Origin of the sequence: Lentzea sp. NPDC020367 (genome assembly GCF_044387305.1) — a bacterium.
Classification (GTDB): domain Bacteria; phylum Actinomycetota; class Actinomycetes; order Mycobacteriales; family Pseudonocardiaceae; genus Lentzea.
This window is the reverse complement of the sequence record NZ_JBIRVV010000011.1, coordinates 48,787-63,593: the sequence shown is the minus strand read 5'-3', so window position 1 is coordinate 63,593 and position 14,807 is coordinate 48,787. Positions and strand designations below refer to the sequence as shown.

Below are 14,807 nucleotides of genomic sequence, written 5' to 3'. Positions count from 1 at the left end.
CAGGCAATGCGGCAGGTTGGCTTCCGCAATTGCTGGAAAGATCGCGAACATGCTGGAGACCTCGGCCCGTCTGCTCGAACTGCTGTCGTTGCTCCAGCTCAAGCGCGACTGGACGAGCACCGAACTCGCCGACCGGCTCGGCGTGAGCACGAGGACGGTGCGCGCGGACGTCGGCAAGCTGCGGTCGCTCGGGTATCCCGTGGACGCGCGTCCCGGCGTCGCGGGCGGGTACCGGCTGGCCGCGGGGACGGCGATGCCCCCGCTGCTGCTCGACGACGACGAGGCCGTCGCCGTCGCGGTCGGACTGGGTGTGGTCGCGACCCAAAGGCTTGGGGTGGAAGAGACATCGCTCACCGCGCTCGCGAAGCTGGAGCAGGTGCTGCCCTCGCGTCTGCGTCGGCGCGTGGAGTCGGTGCGCGAGGCGACGAGCGTCGTTCCAGGGGCCAGGCCGTCGCTCGACGTCTCCGTCCTGGGCGCCGTCGCCGCGGCGATCCGCGCTCACGAACGGCTCCGGTTCGGCTACACGAAGCCCGGCGGCGACGAAGAGGCGCGCCACACCGAACCGCAACGGCTGGTGAGCTGGGGAGCGCTCTGGTACCTGCTCGCGTGGGATCTCGACCGCGACGACTGGCGGGTCTTCCGCGTCGACCGCATGGTTCGGCAGGCGCTGACGGGCGCGCGGTTCCGGCCGCGCGCGATTCCGGAGAACGACGCCGTCGAGTACGTCGTCGCCCGTGTCAGCAAAGGCGCCTGGAAGTACCGCGCTCGCGTCCTCATGCACGCTCCGGCCGCCGAGATCGCCGCGAAGATCCACATCCCGGTCGACGTCGAGGCGGTCGACGAGTCCACGTGCCGTGTCGACGTGGGTTCCGACGACCCGGACCGCCTCGCGCTGTGGATGGCGCAGCTCGACGTCGACATCGAGGTGATCGACGGAGACGAGCTCGCGGAGGCGTTCGATCGCCTCGCGACGAGGTTCCGCCGTGGGGCCCGGCGTCTGAGCTAACGCGTGTCAGGCAAGTCTCTGCTTGCAGGCAAGCGGAGACTTGCCTATTGTGCTGAGCGTGGAAGGCGAGCTCTTCAAGGCACTGGCGGATCCGAACCGCAGGCTCATCCTCGACGAGCTGACCGAGCGCAACGGCCAGACGCTGTTCGAGATCTGCACCCGGCTGATCTCCAAGCACGGCCTGAGCCTGACCCGGCAGGCGGTCAGCCAGCACCTGGCCGTGCTGGAAGCGGCCGGCCTGGTCCGGTCACGCCGTGAGGGCCGCTACAAGTTCCACGACCTCGACACCGAACCGCTGGAGCACATCGTCGAGCGATGGCTCAGGCCGCGACCGGAGGACACCCCATGAAGATCCACCTGACCAGCGTCTTCGTCGACGACCAGGACAAGGCGCTCGGCTTCTACACCGACGTCCTCGGCTTCGTGAAGAAGACCGAGGTGCCGATCGGCGCGGACCGCTGGCTGACCGTCGTCTCGCCGGAAGACCCCGACGGCACCGAACTTCTGCTCGAACCCGACGGCCACCCCGCGGTCAAGCCGTACAAGAACGCGTTGGTGGCGGATGGCATCCCCGCGACCCAGTTCGCCGTCGACGACGTGCGCGCGGAGTTCGACCGGCTGAGCGCGCTGGGCGTGAAGTTCACCCAGGAACCGCTGGACATGGGCCCGGTCACGACCGCGGTGCTGGACGACACCTGCGGCAACCTGATCCAGATCGTCCAGCACCAGGGCGCGTGAGTTCGGGACCGTTCGAGGGAGCGCTCTCACCTGTCTGCGATCATGCTGCGCCATGAATCGCTATGAGCAGTTCCGCAGCACCGCACTCGATCGTGACCTCCCGGACGACGAGGTCGGCAAGTTCTCCGACCAGCTCCGGTTCGCGATCTGGACGGGTGCGGCCGGCGCCGAGGAGGAGGGCGTCGGGCAACTCGGGGGACTGCCCCGGTTACCGGTGGGCGCGGAGTGGCCGGGTGGCGGAGACCCGCTGCCGTTCGTCGGCTCGGTGGACCTCGCGGCCCTTCCGCGGGCCGAAGGGCTCGCCCTGCCACAAGACGGCTCGCTGCTGTTGTTCCTGCACCACGAGGAGGACATGGAAGAACATTCCCCCGGTGCCGAGTCGCACTACGCGCGAGCACTGTACGTCCCGGCCGGAACGGACACGGCGGTGGCGGCACCGCCGTCCGGCCACGACAGCAGGACGTTCTTCCACGAGGAGATCCCGTTCCTCATCCCCGAGAGCCGGCTCTCCGCGTGGGTTCAGCCGGTTCTGCCGGACTGGATCGAGGACCGCGACGTCGAGTTCCAGTCGGACACCGTGAAGCAGCTCTTCGACGAGCTGAAGCACATCGACGACCTGTGCGCGCTGGTCGGCGAACTCTGGCCGGCGCCGGCCAGGTCCGCCGCGCTCCGCCTCGGTGGGTACTGCTCCGAGATCGGCGGCCAGGACGGCCCGTGGACGCAGATGGCGTCCGTCCACCTCGGCGACCGGCCTGGAGACGGCCCCGAACTGCACAGCGCGGAGTGGTTCCGCCTGCTGCACGAGGAGGCGGACCGGCTGAGCCGGGACTGGGTGCCGCTCGCCCAGTTCCACACGGAGAGCGAGGTGTACTACGGGTGCTTCCTGATCAGCTCGGACGATCTCGCCGCCGCGCGCTTCGACCAGATGCGGTCGTTCACCATGTTCACCGAGTAGCGCGCACGCCGGTCACTTGCCGCACAACGCGGTGGCGAACGTCGACATGATCGCGCCCGACGTCTCGGGCTTCACGGGGTAGGCGTTCACCGCGATGACGGCGATGCGACCGTCCGGGCCGACGCCGGCCATCGACATGTAGCCGAAGGTGGATCCTTCGTGGCCCCAGTACTGGCCTCCGCAGGGGAGCGGCACGGTGAACAGGCCGAGTCCGTAGGACGCGTTCGCCACCCCGAGGTTCGGCGCGGGCACGGCAGACTTCATCGCCTGAAGCTGGGCGGGCGGCAGGACGCGGCCGCCCAGCAACGCGTCGTAGAACGTCGCGATGTCCCTCGCCGTGGAGATCAGTCCGCCTGCCGCCCACGCGAGCGTCGAGTCGTAGTCGCTGAAGTCGATCACGCCGCTCTTGCCTGGCACGTAACCGATGGCGTGCGGCTGGGGGAGTTCGGTGTCGCCGCGGCCGGGGAGGTAGGTGCTGGTCAGGTTCAGGGGACGGACGACGCGCCGGTCGATCTGCTGGGAGAGGCTGTCGCCGGAGACCTTCTCGACCAGCATGCCGAGGACGATGTAGTTGGTGTTGGAGTAGGTCCAGCCGGTGCCGGGGGCGAAGAGCGAGGGCTGCTGCACGGCGGTCGCGACCAGTTCGGCAGGATTCGCTCCCTGGTTGCGGAGGGTCTCCGGATCGATGCCCGCCAGCTTGCCCAGGTAGTTCGGCAGCCCGCTGGTGTGCTGGAGGAGTTGGCGGACGGTGATCTTCGTGCCGTCGTTGCCGTTGCCTGCCACGAGTCCTGGCAGATACTTCTCGATCGGCGCGTCCAGGTCGACCTTGCCTTCCGCCACCAGTTGCAGGACCACGGTGGCCACGAAGGACTTCGTGATGCTGCCGGCCCGGATCCGGCCGTCGGAGATCATCGGTGTCTTGTCGGCGAGGTTCGCGACACCGCTGGTCGAGGTGCGCACCTGATCTTTGTCCCGCAGGAGTGCCTCCGCGCCGGGAACGCCACCGGCCGCGGTGAGCTCGTCCAGTTCGGGTTGCACGACATTCCCCGCTTCCGGTGCCGCGGGGGCGGTGTCCGAACCACAGGACGACACGAACAACGCCAAGCCGCAGGCGAGTGCGGCGAGCTTGCCGGTCACACGGATCTTCACGGGATGTTCCTTCCACGAAACGAACTGGTGGACGAAACGCTAGGGAGCCGGGACGCACGGATCGTCGCCCTGCGCCGTGATCGTTTCTCCCCCTGCAGGGGGACTACTGGCGGTCCCGCGCCGGACACAATGTCCGGATGTTCAGCAGCGCAACGGCCTTCGGGAAGACGGCGGCCCGCCGGGTGCTCCGGTCAAGGGACGATCAGCCCGTGGCGCGGTCGCTGGCCCGGCAGTCGATCATGGTGGCGGCCGCGTGCCTGGTGACCGACGTGGTGAGCTTCGCGACGCGCGGGCCCGAACTGGGATCGGCGAACCTCCTGTTCCTGGCCGGAATCGTCGTCGCCGACGCGGCGCTGGCGACGGCGCCGCGGCTGTCCGGGTGGGTCGCGCTCGTCCACGCCGTCCTCGTCCCGGTGCTGGCCCTCGTCCTGCCCGGCCGCAGCGCGAGCACCGCCGGGCAGCTGGTCGCCGCCTATCGCGCGGGCGCCTGGTTGAAGGGCTGGTCCGCCAAGGGATCGCTCGTCGTCCTCGCGCTCGGCGTGCTGTCGTCACTGGTGATCAGCGGTTTGACGGCGCCGGTGAACGTGCTGTCGCTGGTGGTCGCCAACTCACTGCTGCCGTGGCTGGTCGGCCGCTACACCACCGGTCGCAAGGCCTATGTGGACGAACTCCGCAACCAGCGGGAGGCCGCCGTGCGGGACGCCGAGGCCGAACTGAACCAGGCGCTGGCAAGGGAGCGCGAGGCGATCGCGATAGACCTGCACGACGTCATCGCGCATCACGTGAGCGCGATCGGTGTCCACGCCACGGCCGCGCGGCTGAACCTCGACGGCGCGGGCACCGGCCCGGTGCGGACGTCGCTCGCCGCGGTGGAGGGGTCCAGCCGGGCGGCGATGATCGACCTGCGACGCTTGCTCTCGCTGCTGCACGAGGGCGAGGCGTCTCCAGACCAGCCAGGTCTCGCGAAGCTCCCGGACCTGTTCGACGGGGTGCGCGCGTCCGGGCTCCAGGTCAGCTTCGTCGTCTACGACGATCCTCGTCCGGTACCGCGCGGCATCGACACGATGTTGTACCGGGTGGTGCAGGAGATGATGACGAACGCGTTGCGGCACGGCGATGGAGGACTGGCCCGGGTGGAACTCGAGTACAGCGGTGACCACGTGTCGGTGACCGCGCGCAACCGGATCCGGTCCACTGAGGACAATTCCCGGGATGTCCCTGCGGGGCACCAGGGTCTGGGCGTCGGCCTGGCCGGAATGCGCAAGCGGGCGGAGGCACTGGGTGGCTCCATGTCGGCGGGACCGGCCGGGGACGGCCAGTACTGGGAGAGCACCGTGACGATGCCGACGGGAACCGGATCATGACCCTGCGCATCCTGATCGCCGACGACCACGCGGTGTTCCGATCCGGCCTGCGCGCGGTGCTCGACGCGCAGCCGGACATGGAGTGCGTCGCCGACGTCGGGGACGGCTACAGCGCGGTCGAGACGACCCGGTCCCTGCGCCCGGACGTGGCCGTCCTCGACGTGCGCATGCCCAAGCTGGACGGCCTCGCGGCGGCCCGCGAACTCCGTTCGTCCGGCACGCATCCGCTCAAGATCGTCCTGCTGACCACCTTCGACACCGACGAGTACGTCCGGACGGCGCTCGCCTCGGGCGTCAGCGCGTTCCTGCTGAAGAGCCTGCCTCCGGAGGAACTGGTCACCGCGATCCGCGTCGCGGCCAGGGGCGACACCTACATCGACCCGACGATCACCCGCCGGCTCGCGCCTCGACTGGCCGAAACGCTGGCCGCGACCGTCCCGGCCCGCACCGCGGCGCCAGGACTCGAACGGCTCACTCCGCGCGAGCACGAGGTGTTCCTGCTGATGGCCGCGGGATTCACGAACGCCGAGATCTGCGACCAGCTCTACGTCAGCGGCGAAACGATCAAGTCGCACGTGTCGCGGGTGCTGGCCAAGCTCGACCTCCGGGACCGCGTGCACGCCGTGCGCTTCGCACACCACTACGGCCTGATCGAGCCCCACAACACCTCCGGGTTGTGACGGCTCAAGGGTGGAGGTGGGCGCGTTCGCTGTTGTGGTCGAGGATGCAGAGGATCTCGGCCGGGCCGCGGTCGCTACGGATGGCGTGCGGGGTCATGGTCGAGAACGAGGCGGCCTGACCGGCCTCGACGCGGATGACGCGTTCGCCGAGGTAGAGGACGACGGTGCCGGACAGCACCGTGAACCAGTCCCGGCCGGGGTGGACGCCGAGGTCGTCCGGGGTGATGCCGCCCGCCTGGTCGGTGATCCGCATCTTGGCGACGGTCAGGCCCGGTGGGCCGTTGTCCTTGCTCAGCAGCCAGGTGGTCAGGCCGCGGCTGTCGTCGCGGTCGGGGCGGATGACCACGTCGGAGTCGTCGGGGGACTCGACGAGCTCGTCGAGGGACTTGCCCAGCGCGGAGGAGATGGCGGTGAGCTGGTCGAGGCTCAGCCGGCGGTGCCCGGTCTCGATGCGGCTGAGCTGGGACGGACTGACGCCCGCGCGTTCGGCGAGGTTGTCCAGCGACCAGCCTCGTGCCTTGCGCAGGGACCTGATTCGCATCCGAACGGTGACGTCCAACGTTGATTCTTGCTCCACCGGCAAGAGTGTATGACGTGGTGGCAATGATCGATCTACCGTCGAAGCATGAACACACGCCACGACGTCCACGGTCACATCGAGCACGAGCGCGCAGGCGGCTCCGACATCGCGCTGGCGCGGCTGCTGGAACTGGACGCCGAGGTCCTGGCCTCCTACCTGGCGGAACTGACCGGCCGGCTCGCCGCTCTCGCCCACCCCGCCCCGGCGCGGATCCTGGACCTGGGCAGCGGCCCCGGCACGGGCAGTCTCGCTCTCGCCCGTCAGTTCGGTTCGGCGGCGGTGACGGCGGTGGACATCTCCCCGCAGATGCTGCACCGCCTGCGCAAGCAGGCCGCCGCGCACGGGGTCGCCGAGCGGATCAGCACGCTGGAGGTGAATCTCGACGAGCCCTGGACCGAGATCGGTGAGGGCGCTCCGTACGACCTGATCTGGGCCGCGGCATTCCTGCACCACGTGGCCGACCCCGGCCGCACCCTCGCGCGGGCGTTCGAGAACCTGCGGCCGGGCGGGCTGCTGGCCGTCACCGAGATGGACTTCTTCCCCCGGTTCCTGCCTGAGGACACCGGCGTCGGCCAGCTGGAGGCCCGCCTGCACGCCGCCACGAACACCCAGCCGCCCCACGAGTGGACCGGCCAGCTCCAGGACGCCGGATTCACGATCGAGGAACGGCGCCCGTTCGAGATCCGCCTCGACGGCACGCAGGCCGGGTCGTTGCTGAACGACTACGCCCAGATCTGCCTGGCGAAGCTGCGTTCGCACGCCACCGGCCTCCTCGACGCGGACGACCTGGCCTCCCTGGACGCCCTGCTGGACGACATCGCCCGTCGCGACGACCTGAGCGTGCGCACCACGCGCACCACCTGGATCGCCCGCCGCCCGTGAACCGCCGCAACGAACTGGAGTTCGCCATGAGCACCGCCGCGGTCCTCGAAACCGATGGTGTGACCGCGCCCCGTCGCGGGCACGTCCTCGCCGTGCTGGGCCTGGCCCAGCTGATGGTGGTGCTGGACACCACCATCGTGAACATCGCCCTGCCGTCGGCCCAGGCCGACCTCGGGTTCTCCGACGGCTCGCGGCAGTGGGTCATCACCGCCTACGCGCTGGCCTTCGCCGCACTGCTCCTGCCGGGAGGACGGCTCGCCGACCTCTTCGGCCGCAAACCGGCCTTCCTCATCGGCGGGGCCGGATTCGCCATCGCCTCCGCGATCGGCGGCATCGCGCCCTCGTTCGCCGTCCTGGTCACCGCCCGCGCGCTGCAGGGCGTGTTCGCCGCTCTGCTCGCTCCGGCCGTCCTGTCGCTGTTGAACACCACCTTCACCGGGACGAAGGATCGCGCCAGGGCGTTCGGCGTCTTCGGCGCGATCGGGGCCTCGGGCACGGTGCTCGGCCTGCTGATCGGCGGCTCGCTGACCCAGTTCCTGGACTGGCGCTGGACCATGTTCATCAACGTCGTCTTCGCCGCTGCCGTCGTCGCCGGAGGAACGCGGCTGCTGGTCCACACCAGGGACAAGGCCGGTTCCCGGCTGGACCTGCCCGGTACCGCGATGATCTCGGCGGGCCTGTTCGCCGTGGTCTACGGCTTCGCCAACGCCGAGTCGCACTCCTGGAGCTCGCCCCTGACCTGGGGATTCCTCGCCGCCGGAGTCATGCTGATCGTGGCGTTCATGCTCTGGCAGCGTCACTCGGAGGACCCGCTGCTGCCCCTGAGCGTGCTGCGGGACCGCGACCGGGCCGCGTCGTTCGCCGCTCTGCTGGTCACCGGCGCGGGCCTGTTCGGCGTCCTGTTGTTCCTGACCTACTACCTGCAGGTCGACCGCGGCTTCACCCCTGTCACCACTGGTCTGGCCTACCTGCCGATGATCCTGGCGATGATGGCCGTCGCCCAGGTCTCCACCACGAAGCTCGTTCCCGCCCTCGGCGCGGGGAAGGTGCTGCCGGCCGGTTTCGTCCTGTCCGGCTCCGGCCTGCTCTGGCTCACCGCCCTCGACCTCACCTCCGGCTACTGGGTCAGCGTGCTGCCGCCGCTGATCGTCATCGGTGCCGGCCTGGGCGGCATCGTCCCGCCCGCGATGTCGTTGGCCACCCACGGCGTGCCCGCCCAGGACGCCGGTATCGCCTCGGCGACCGTCAACGTCATGCAGCAGGTCGGCGGCTCCATCGGCACGGCCCTGCTCAACACTCTCGCGGCCAGTGCCGCCCTCTCCTACCTGACCGGCAGGAACACGGCCGACCCGGCGGTGCGGAGCCAGGCCGCCCTGGACAGCTACGCCACCGCCTTCACCTGGGCCGCCGGGCTCTTCTTCGCCGGCGCCCTCATCACCGCCCTGCTCTACCGGCGGCCGGACAAGGGACGCTCTCATGACTGAAGTCCACGGATTCGCCGACGAGGGATTCGGCCCGGTGGCCGACGCCTTCCGCGCCAATTTCGACGAGAACCTGGAAACGGGCGCCGCCGTCGCCGTGTACCGGAACGGCCGGCTGGTGGTGGATCTGCACGCCGGAGTCGCCGACACCACCTCCGGTGAGCGCTGGGCCGCGGACACCCTCGCGGTGACCTTCTCCGTCACCAAAGGACTCATGGCGCTGTCCGCCTACCTTGCGCAGCAAGAGGGTCTGCTGGACTTCGACGCGCCCGTCACGTCGCTGTGGCCCGAATACGCGGCCCACGGCAAGGAAACCACCACCGTTCGCGACCTGTTCAGCCACCGCGCGGGCGTGGTCGCGATCGATGCCGACCTCGATCTCGACGACCTGACCCGCTGGACGCCTGTGGTCACCGCGATCGAGGCCACCAGGCCCCAGTTCACCCCGGGAACGACGTTCGCGTACCACGCCCTGACCTACGGCTGGCTCACCGGCGAAGTCCTGCGCCGCGCCACCGGCAGGCTCCCCGGCGACCTGCTGGACCACTACCTGTCGGCGCCCCTCGCCGCACAGGCGTGGATCGGGTTGCCGGAAGACCTCCACTCCCGAGTCGCCCGGATCGTGCCCGCCCCGGTCGACACCTCTCCGCAGACTGCCGAACTGGTGCGGAAGATCCTCGCCATGCCGACGTTCGTCCGGTCGGTCACCCTCGGAGGCCTTCTTCCCCTCCGGCCCATCGATCCCGAGCACGGACTCGACTTCAACTCACCCGCGCTGCACTCCGCGCAGATCCCGGCCGCGAACGGCATCACCACCGCCCGTGACCTGGCCCGCATCTACAGCACGGCGGTCACGTCCACGCAGGGAATCGGGCCCTTGCTGACCGAAGAGAGCATCGCGGACGCTCTGATCCCTCGCTCGTCCGGCACCTCGTGGCCAGGCGCGCTCACGCCGCCCGGCATCCGCTTCTCCACCGGCTTCCTCCTCGACGGTCCGGCCCGGTCGCTGCTGTCGGACACCTCGTTCGGCCACGACGGCGCCAACGGGGGACTGGCCTTCGCCGACACCGGCGCGCAGGTCGGATTCGCCTACCTCAACAACCGGATGCCGGCGATGGTGGACGAACGGGCCGGTCGAATCACCACGGCACTGCGTGAGGCGGTCGAACATTAGTATTAGTACCGGAACATCTGTGCCAGGAAGGCCTGACTCGCGTCGCGGCCGTTGACAATGGATCCGTTCTTGCAAGTAAGCGGAATTCCGTTCCTGAGCACCGGGAAGTTGTGTGAGATGACCGAACTGATCTCCGACGAACTGCCACTGGGACGCGAGCACCCGTTCGACCCGCCCGCCGAGATCACCGCGATCCGGAACAGGGCTCCGATGAGCAGACTGAGGTTCGCGGACGGTCACGTCGGCTGGCTCGTCACCGGTTACCACCAGTTGCGGGAGGTCTTCGGCAGCCCCAAGTTCAGCAGCGACAGGGACAACCACCACCTGCTCGACCCGCGGTTCCAGGGCTCCGACGACCCCGGCAACTTCGTCAGCCAGGACCCGCCGGACCACACCCGGCTGCGCAAGCTGCTGCAGGGCCAGTTCACCGTGCGCAGGATGAACCAGCTGTCCGGCTGGATCGGCGAGATCGTCGAGAACCAGATCAGGCACCTGCGCTCGCTCGGCGACCGGGCGGACCTGGTGAAGGACTTCACCCTCCCGATCCCGTCACTGGTGATCTGCGCGCTGCTCGGCATCGACTACGACGAACGGCACCGGTTCCAGGAGGACACCGAGATGCTGGCGAGTCAGGACACCTCGCCGGAGGAGCTGATGGCGGCCCTGAACCGGATCAAGAGCTTCCTCCGCGAGCTGGTCGCCAGGAAGAAGGAGAACCCCGGCGACGACATGCTCAGCGGCCTGCTGGTCTCCGGGGGACCGACCGACGAGGAAGCGTCGAACATGGCGCTGCTGCTCCTCCTGGCCGGTCACGAGACCTCGGCGAACATGCTGGCCCTCGGCACTTTCGCGCTCCTGCAGCACCCGGACCAGCTGAAGATCCTCAAGGACGAACCGGAGATCATCGACAACGCCGTCGAGGAGCTGATGCGCTACCTCTCGGTCCCTCACTTCGGACCGTTGCGCACCGCGCTCGAGGACGTGGAGATCGACGGGCACGTGATCAAGGCCGGCGACACCGTGCTGGCGCACCTGCCCACGGCTAACCGGGACCCGAAGAAGTTCCCCGGCAACCCCGACGAGCTGGACCTGCGCCGCGAGGGCCCGCACCACCACCTCGCCTTCGGCCACGGCATCCACCAGTGCCTCGGCCACCAGCTCGCCCGGATCGAGATGCGGACGACCTTCACCCGGCTGTTCCAGGAGTTCCCCGACCTCCGGCTGGACGTGGCACCGGAAGACGTGCCGCTGCGCACGGACATGCTGCTCTACGGAGTCCACTCGCTGCCAGTGACCTGGTCGGCGTGAACGGCCGAGTCGGCGGCAGGTAGCGCGCACCCGCTGCCTGCCGCCGACGTCGCGCTGAGTGCGTATCGCATTTCCTTTAGGGTTTTCCCTGATTTTGTGTTCGGCTGAAATTGTGGCAGAGGCAGAATCTGGCAATTGCCCAGTCTCTTGTGTGGCGGAGCGATGATCTGTTCGCATTGGTCGCCGATCTGTATTGTGTGTCGTAGTAGCTTCGGTGGTGGTGCAGGTCGATCGGCCTCGAATCCCGGTTCTCTGATCGAAATGCGTTTGGCTGCATGAGCCCGATCTGAGTGAGGTGACGATGTGACCGGCACGTCGAAAGGTCTCTCGTCGACCTTGCAACCGGCGGGTGAGCAGGGCCTGCGGATCAACCTGCTCGGTTCGCTCGAGTGCTGGGCGGGCAGCCGCCGGATTCATCTCGGTGGCCCCGTGCAGGAACGGGTCATGGTCGCGCTGCTGCTCGACGCCGGGCAGGTCCTGTCGGTCTCGCAGCTGGTCGACTTCGTGTGGGACGAGGAGCCTCCCGCCACCGCGACCCACCAGGTGCGCAAGGCGGTCGCCCGGCTGCGCCAGCTGATCCCTTCTGGTGGCGAGCTGATCCTGACCGAGGGACCGGGTTACCGGGTCGAGCTGCCGGTCGAGCAGCTGGATCTCAAGGTCTTCCTGGACCTGCTGGAGAAGGCGGGACGAGCGACCTCCCGGCAGAGCTGGGAGGAGGCCGCCGGTCACCTGCAGGCCGCGGTGGCCCTGCGGCGGGGCGAGGTGCTCGCGGGCAGCGGTGGCCAGGCGATCCGGACCGCGGAGGTCGCGCTCCGGGAGCGCTATCTCGACGCCGTCGAACAGCTCACCGATCTGCGCCTGGCCCGCGGTGAGTCCCGGGAACTCGTGAGCGAGCTCCGGGAACACGTGGCGGCCAACCCGTTGCGGGAGAGGCTTCGTTCCCAGCTGATGCTGGCCCTGTACCGCTGCGGCCGGCAGGCGCACGCGCTCAACGAGTACCAGCAGCTCAGCCGGTTGCTGGTGGAGGAACTGGGAATCGACCCCAGCCGGGAGCTCTCCGCGCTGTACGAGCGCATTCTGCGCAACGACCCTGCGCTCGGTGCTCCTGGGCCGATCGAGACCCCGGTGGCCGAGAGCGTGCCGCACCCCGTCGCGAAGGCGGTGCCCAGGACGGCCCTGCGCTCGTTGCCCTACGACCTCACGGACTTCATCGGCAGAGAGCCCGAACTGTCGGCGTTGCAGGAGATCCTCAGCGAACCGGCGGGCCAGGGGCCGCAGGTCGTCGCGATCGACGGAATGGGCGGCGTGGGCAAGACGTCGCTGGCCGTGCGCTTCGCGTACCTGGCGGCCGACCACTACCCGGACGGGCAGCTCGCCCTCGACCTCTGCGGCTACACCGCGGGTGGCGCGCCGGTGTCACCGGCGATCGCCGCGGAGAAGCTGCTGGGCATGCTCGGTGTGGAGACCGACGCCCTGCCCTCCGAGGCCGACGCGCGGATCGCCCTCTGGCGGACGATGACGACGGAGAGCCGGCTGCTCGTCCTGCTGGACAACGTCTGCGACGTCGCCCAGGTGCTGCCGTTGCTGCCGCAGAGCGGTCAGGCGCTGGTACTGGTCACCAGCCGGACGCGGCTCATCGATCTCGACGGGGCGCACTGGATGACCCTGGGGACGATGACGAACGAGGACGGCGCCGCGATGGCGGCCCAGGTGCTGGGCGGTCGCCGGGCGGCGGCCGAACCCGAGGCGGTGGCCGAGCTCGTCGCACTGTGCGGTCACCTGCCGCTCGCGTTGCGGATCGCGCTCAGCCGCCTCGGCAACCGGCCTCGCTGGCCGATCAGCTATCTCGTCGACCGCATGAGCGACGAGTCCCGGCTCCTGGACGAGCTCAAGTCCGGTGAGCGCGGTGTGGACCTGTCTCTGCGGATGTCCTACGAAGGTCTCGCGTCCCGGCACCGCACCGCTTTCCGGATGCTCGGGGTGTGCCCTGGTCGCGACGTCGACGTCTACTCGTCGGCGGCACTGCTCGGCATGTCCGCGCTCAACGCGGAGGCCGTTCTCGAGGTGCTGCTCGACGCACACATGCTGAAGCAGCACGAGATCGGCTGCTACACGTTCCACGACCTGGTGCGCAGCTTCGTTCGCCAGCTCACCCACGCGGAGAGCGGGGACGAGGTCCTGGCGGAGACGCGGGCCGCGTTCGCGCGCCTGCTCGAGTACTACGTGCGGGCCACCGATCACGCGTGCGACGTGTTGTTCCCCGGCAGGGCGGTGCTGCGGAGCACGCCGATCGCCGAGACGTTCGAGCTTCCCCCGATGTCCACCGGCGAGGCCGCCCGCAAGTGGACCTACCGCGAGCAGGCCACCCTGCGCGAGGCGCTCGTGCTGGCCCATGAGCGCGGGTTCGACAGCCAGGTCGCCCGGCTGGCGCGCAACGTCGTGTTCCTGCTGGACGCGGACGGGCTCTCCGAGGAGTTCGCCGAGGTGGCGCGGCTGGCCGTCATCTCCTCGCGCAAGGTCGGCGACGCCGAACTGCTGCGGTTCAGTCTCTCGAACCTGGCGGTGGCCAACTGGAAGCTCGGCCGGCTGGCGGCGGGAATCGAGGCCGTGTCGGAGGCACTGGCCGTCGCGAAGGCGATGGACGACCGCAGGGGCGTGGCGAAGGACACCGGTGTGCTCGGCCTGCTCGTGCTCACGTCCGGGAAGCACGACGAGGCCAGGACGTTGCTGGAGGAGGCCATCCGCATCAAGCGGGAGCTGGGTGCCGGACGCGCGGAGGCGGAGTCGCTGGTCAACCTCGGCACCCTGCACGAGCAGCGCGGTGACTACGCCGAGGCCATCGCCGTCGGCGAGCGCGCCCTGCTGCTGAACCGCGAGCTCGGCGTGCAGGAGAACGAGGTCGTCACGCTCGCCTATCTCGCGATGACCCGTCTCGCGATGGGTGACGTGGCCGCGGCGGACGCACTGCTGGCGACCGCGCGCGATCTCACCCTGACCGCCGGGGTCCCCGGCGACATCGCGCTCGTGTACGTCCTTTCCGCACTGGTCGTCCACCGTCAGGGCCGCACGGCCGAGGCCCGGCAGTTCGCCGCGCTCGGACTGGGGCTGGGGCACCAGAAGGTGCGGTGGACACCGCTGCGGACCATCGTCATCGACAACCTGGCGGCCCGTCTGCACAGAGCTCAGGCGGAACTGGCCGAGGCGTGGACGCTGCACGAGCGCGCGCTCGTGCTCGCCACGCGGATCGGTTGCCGCATCGAGGAAGCGCGGGCACTCATCGGCCTGGCCGAGATCTGCGACCGGCGGGGAGAGACCGACCAGGCCCGCTCGCTCGCGCGGCGGGCGAACACCCTGTTCGAAAGCCTTGGCGTTCCTCAGGACGCGCGCATCTGACGGTTCACTCCCACCCGGATTTACAACGGGAACGGATTGGTATCCGCTGAAGGCATTCTGGCTCACAAGCAGGTGTCAACAGCTGATGTGGCCAGAC

13 protein-coding genes are annotated in these 14,807 nt (G+C 69.3%); 11 read left to right on the top strand and 2 right to left on the bottom strand.

The genetic code is table 11. The annotated features are described in order from the left end of the window. Nucleotides 1–49: 49 nt before the first annotated feature. Genes ACH413_RS35035 through ACH413_RS35020 form a run of 4 tightly spaced genes read left to right on the top strand, consistent with a single transcriptional unit; the run spans nt 50 to nt 2,699 of the window. Nucleotides 50–1,006 (top strand): WYL domain-containing protein, encoded by a 957-nt coding sequence (locus tag ACH413_RS35035; protein ID WP_360038281.1) that lies wholly within the window; start codon nt 50–52, stop codon nt 1,004–1,006. Between the two features lie 58 nt (nt 1,007–1,064). Then, nucleotides 1,065–1,355 carry a metalloregulator ArsR/SmtB family transcription factor gene (locus ACH413_RS35030; RefSeq protein WP_360038278.1) on the top strand — a complete coding sequence of 97 codons (291 nt, stop codon included), beginning with the start codon at nt 1,065–1,067 and terminating at the stop codon, nt 1,353–1,355. Next, nucleotides 1,352–1,744: a VOC family protein gene (locus ACH413_RS35025; RefSeq protein WP_360038275.1), complete on the top strand. Its 393-nt coding sequence runs from the start codon at nt 1,352–1,354 to the stop codon at nt 1,742–1,744. Before ACH413_RS35030 ends, ACH413_RS35025 begins: the two co-directional genes overlap by 4 nt. A 52-nt stretch (nt 1,745–1,796) precedes the next feature. Then, nucleotides 1,797–2,699: a DUF1963 domain-containing protein gene (locus tag ACH413_RS35020; RefSeq protein WP_360038272.1), complete on the top strand. Its 903-nt coding sequence runs from the start codon at nt 1,797–1,799 to the stop codon at nt 2,697–2,699. A 12-nt stretch (nt 2,700–2,711) separates the two neighbouring features. On the opposite strand, the gene ACH413_RS35015 is transcribed toward ACH413_RS35020, so the two are convergent. Continuing rightward, nucleotides 2,712–3,848 (bottom strand): serine hydrolase domain-containing protein, encoded by a 1,137-nt coding sequence (locus tag ACH413_RS35015; protein ID WP_360038269.1) that lies wholly within the window; start codon nt 3,846–3,848, stop codon nt 2,712–2,714. A gap of 137 nt (nt 3,849–3,985) precedes the next feature. Here ACH413_RS35015 and ACH413_RS35010 point away from each other — a divergent pair, with 137 nt between their 5' ends. Together ACH413_RS35010 and ACH413_RS35005 are read left to right on the top strand one after the other, a co-directional pair. Further along, complete coding sequence (locus ACH413_RS35010) at nt 3,986–5,212, top strand: histidine kinase (protein ID WP_360038266.1); 1,227 nt, start codon at nt 3,986–3,988, stop codon at nt 5,210–5,212. Beyond that, entirely contained in the window at nt 5,209–5,892 is a 684-nt protein-coding gene (locus ACH413_RS35005; protein ID WP_360038263.1) for a response regulator transcription factor, read from the top strand. The genes ACH413_RS35010 and ACH413_RS35005 overlap by 4 nt, the downstream gene beginning before the upstream one ends. Before the next feature lie 4 nt (nt 5,893–5,896). Here the strand turns inward: ACH413_RS35005 and ACH413_RS35000 are convergent, their stop codons facing one another. Further along, nucleotides 5,897–6,469 carry a helix-turn-helix domain-containing protein gene (locus ACH413_RS35000; RefSeq protein ID WP_360038260.1) on the bottom strand — a complete coding sequence of 191 codons (573 nt, stop codon included), beginning with the start codon at nt 6,467–6,469 and terminating at the stop codon, nt 5,897–5,899. 48 nt (nt 6,470–6,517) lie between these two features. On the opposite strand from ACH413_RS35000, the gene ACH413_RS34995 reads away from it, so the two are divergent. The 5 genes from ACH413_RS34995 (at nt 6,518) to ACH413_RS34975 (ending at nt 14,710) form a co-directional block, all read left to right on the top strand. Further along, nucleotides 6,518–7,354: a methyltransferase domain-containing protein gene (locus ACH413_RS34995; RefSeq protein WP_360038257.1), complete on the top strand. Its 837-nt coding sequence runs from the start codon at nt 6,518–6,520 to the stop codon at nt 7,352–7,354. A 26-nt stretch (nt 7,355–7,380) separates the two neighbouring features. Continuing rightward, nucleotides 7,381–8,838, top strand: coding sequence for an MFS transporter (locus tag ACH413_RS34990; protein WP_360038254.1), 1,458 nt, complete (start codon nt 7,381–7,383; stop codon nt 8,836–8,838). Beyond that, on the top strand, nt 8,831–10,009 hold the full coding sequence (locus tag ACH413_RS34985) for a serine hydrolase domain-containing protein (protein ID WP_360038251.1): 1,179 nt from the start codon (nt 8,831–8,833) through the stop codon (nt 10,007–10,009). The genes ACH413_RS34990 and ACH413_RS34985 overlap by 8 nt, the downstream gene beginning before the upstream one ends. Nucleotides 10,010–10,126: 117 nt before the next feature. Then, nucleotides 10,127–11,317: a cytochrome P450 gene (locus tag ACH413_RS34980; protein WP_360038248.1), complete on the top strand. Its 1,191-nt coding sequence runs from the start codon at nt 10,127–10,129 to the stop codon at nt 11,315–11,317. 303 nt (nt 11,318–11,620) lie between these two features. Then, a complete protein-coding gene (locus ACH413_RS34975) occupies nt 11,621–14,710 on the top strand; it encodes a BTAD domain-containing putative transcriptional regulator (protein ID WP_360038246.1) in 3,090 nt (1,029 codons plus the stop codon). The last annotated feature ends 97 nt before the right edge of the window (nt 14,711–14,807 follow it).

Excerpts from the sequence above, each read along its gene's own strand:
- ACH413_RS35035 (WP_360038281.1), top strand. The coding sequence starts at position 50 with ATGCTGGAGACCTCGGCCCGTCTGCTCGAACTGCTGTCGTTGCTCCAG.
- ACH413_RS35025 (WP_360038275.1), top strand. The coding sequence starts at position 1,352 with ATGAAGATCCACCTGACCAGCGTCTTCGTCGACGACCAGGACAAGGCG.
- ACH413_RS35020 (WP_360038272.1), top strand. The coding sequence starts at position 1,797 with ATGAATCGCTATGAGCAGTTCCGCAGCACCGCACTCGATCGTGACCTC.
- ACH413_RS35010 (WP_360038266.1), top strand. The coding sequence starts at position 3,986 with ATGTTCAGCAGCGCAACGGCCTTCGGGAAGACGGCGGCCCGCCGGGTG.
- ACH413_RS35005 (WP_360038263.1), top strand. The coding sequence starts at position 5,209 with ATGACCCTGCGCATCCTGATCGCCGACGACCACGCGGTGTTCCGATCC.
- ACH413_RS34995 (WP_360038257.1), top strand. The coding sequence starts at position 6,518 with ATGAACACACGCCACGACGTCCACGGTCACATCGAGCACGAGCGCGCA.
- ACH413_RS34990 (WP_360038254.1), top strand. The coding sequence starts at position 7,381 with ATGAGCACCGCCGCGGTCCTCGAAACCGATGGTGTGACCGCGCCCCGT.
- ACH413_RS34985 (WP_360038251.1), top strand. The coding sequence starts at position 8,831 with ATGACTGAAGTCCACGGATTCGCCGACGAGGGATTCGGCCCGGTGGCC.
- ACH413_RS34980 (WP_360038248.1), top strand. The coding sequence starts at position 10,127 with ATGACCGAACTGATCTCCGACGAACTGCCACTGGGACGCGAGCACCCG.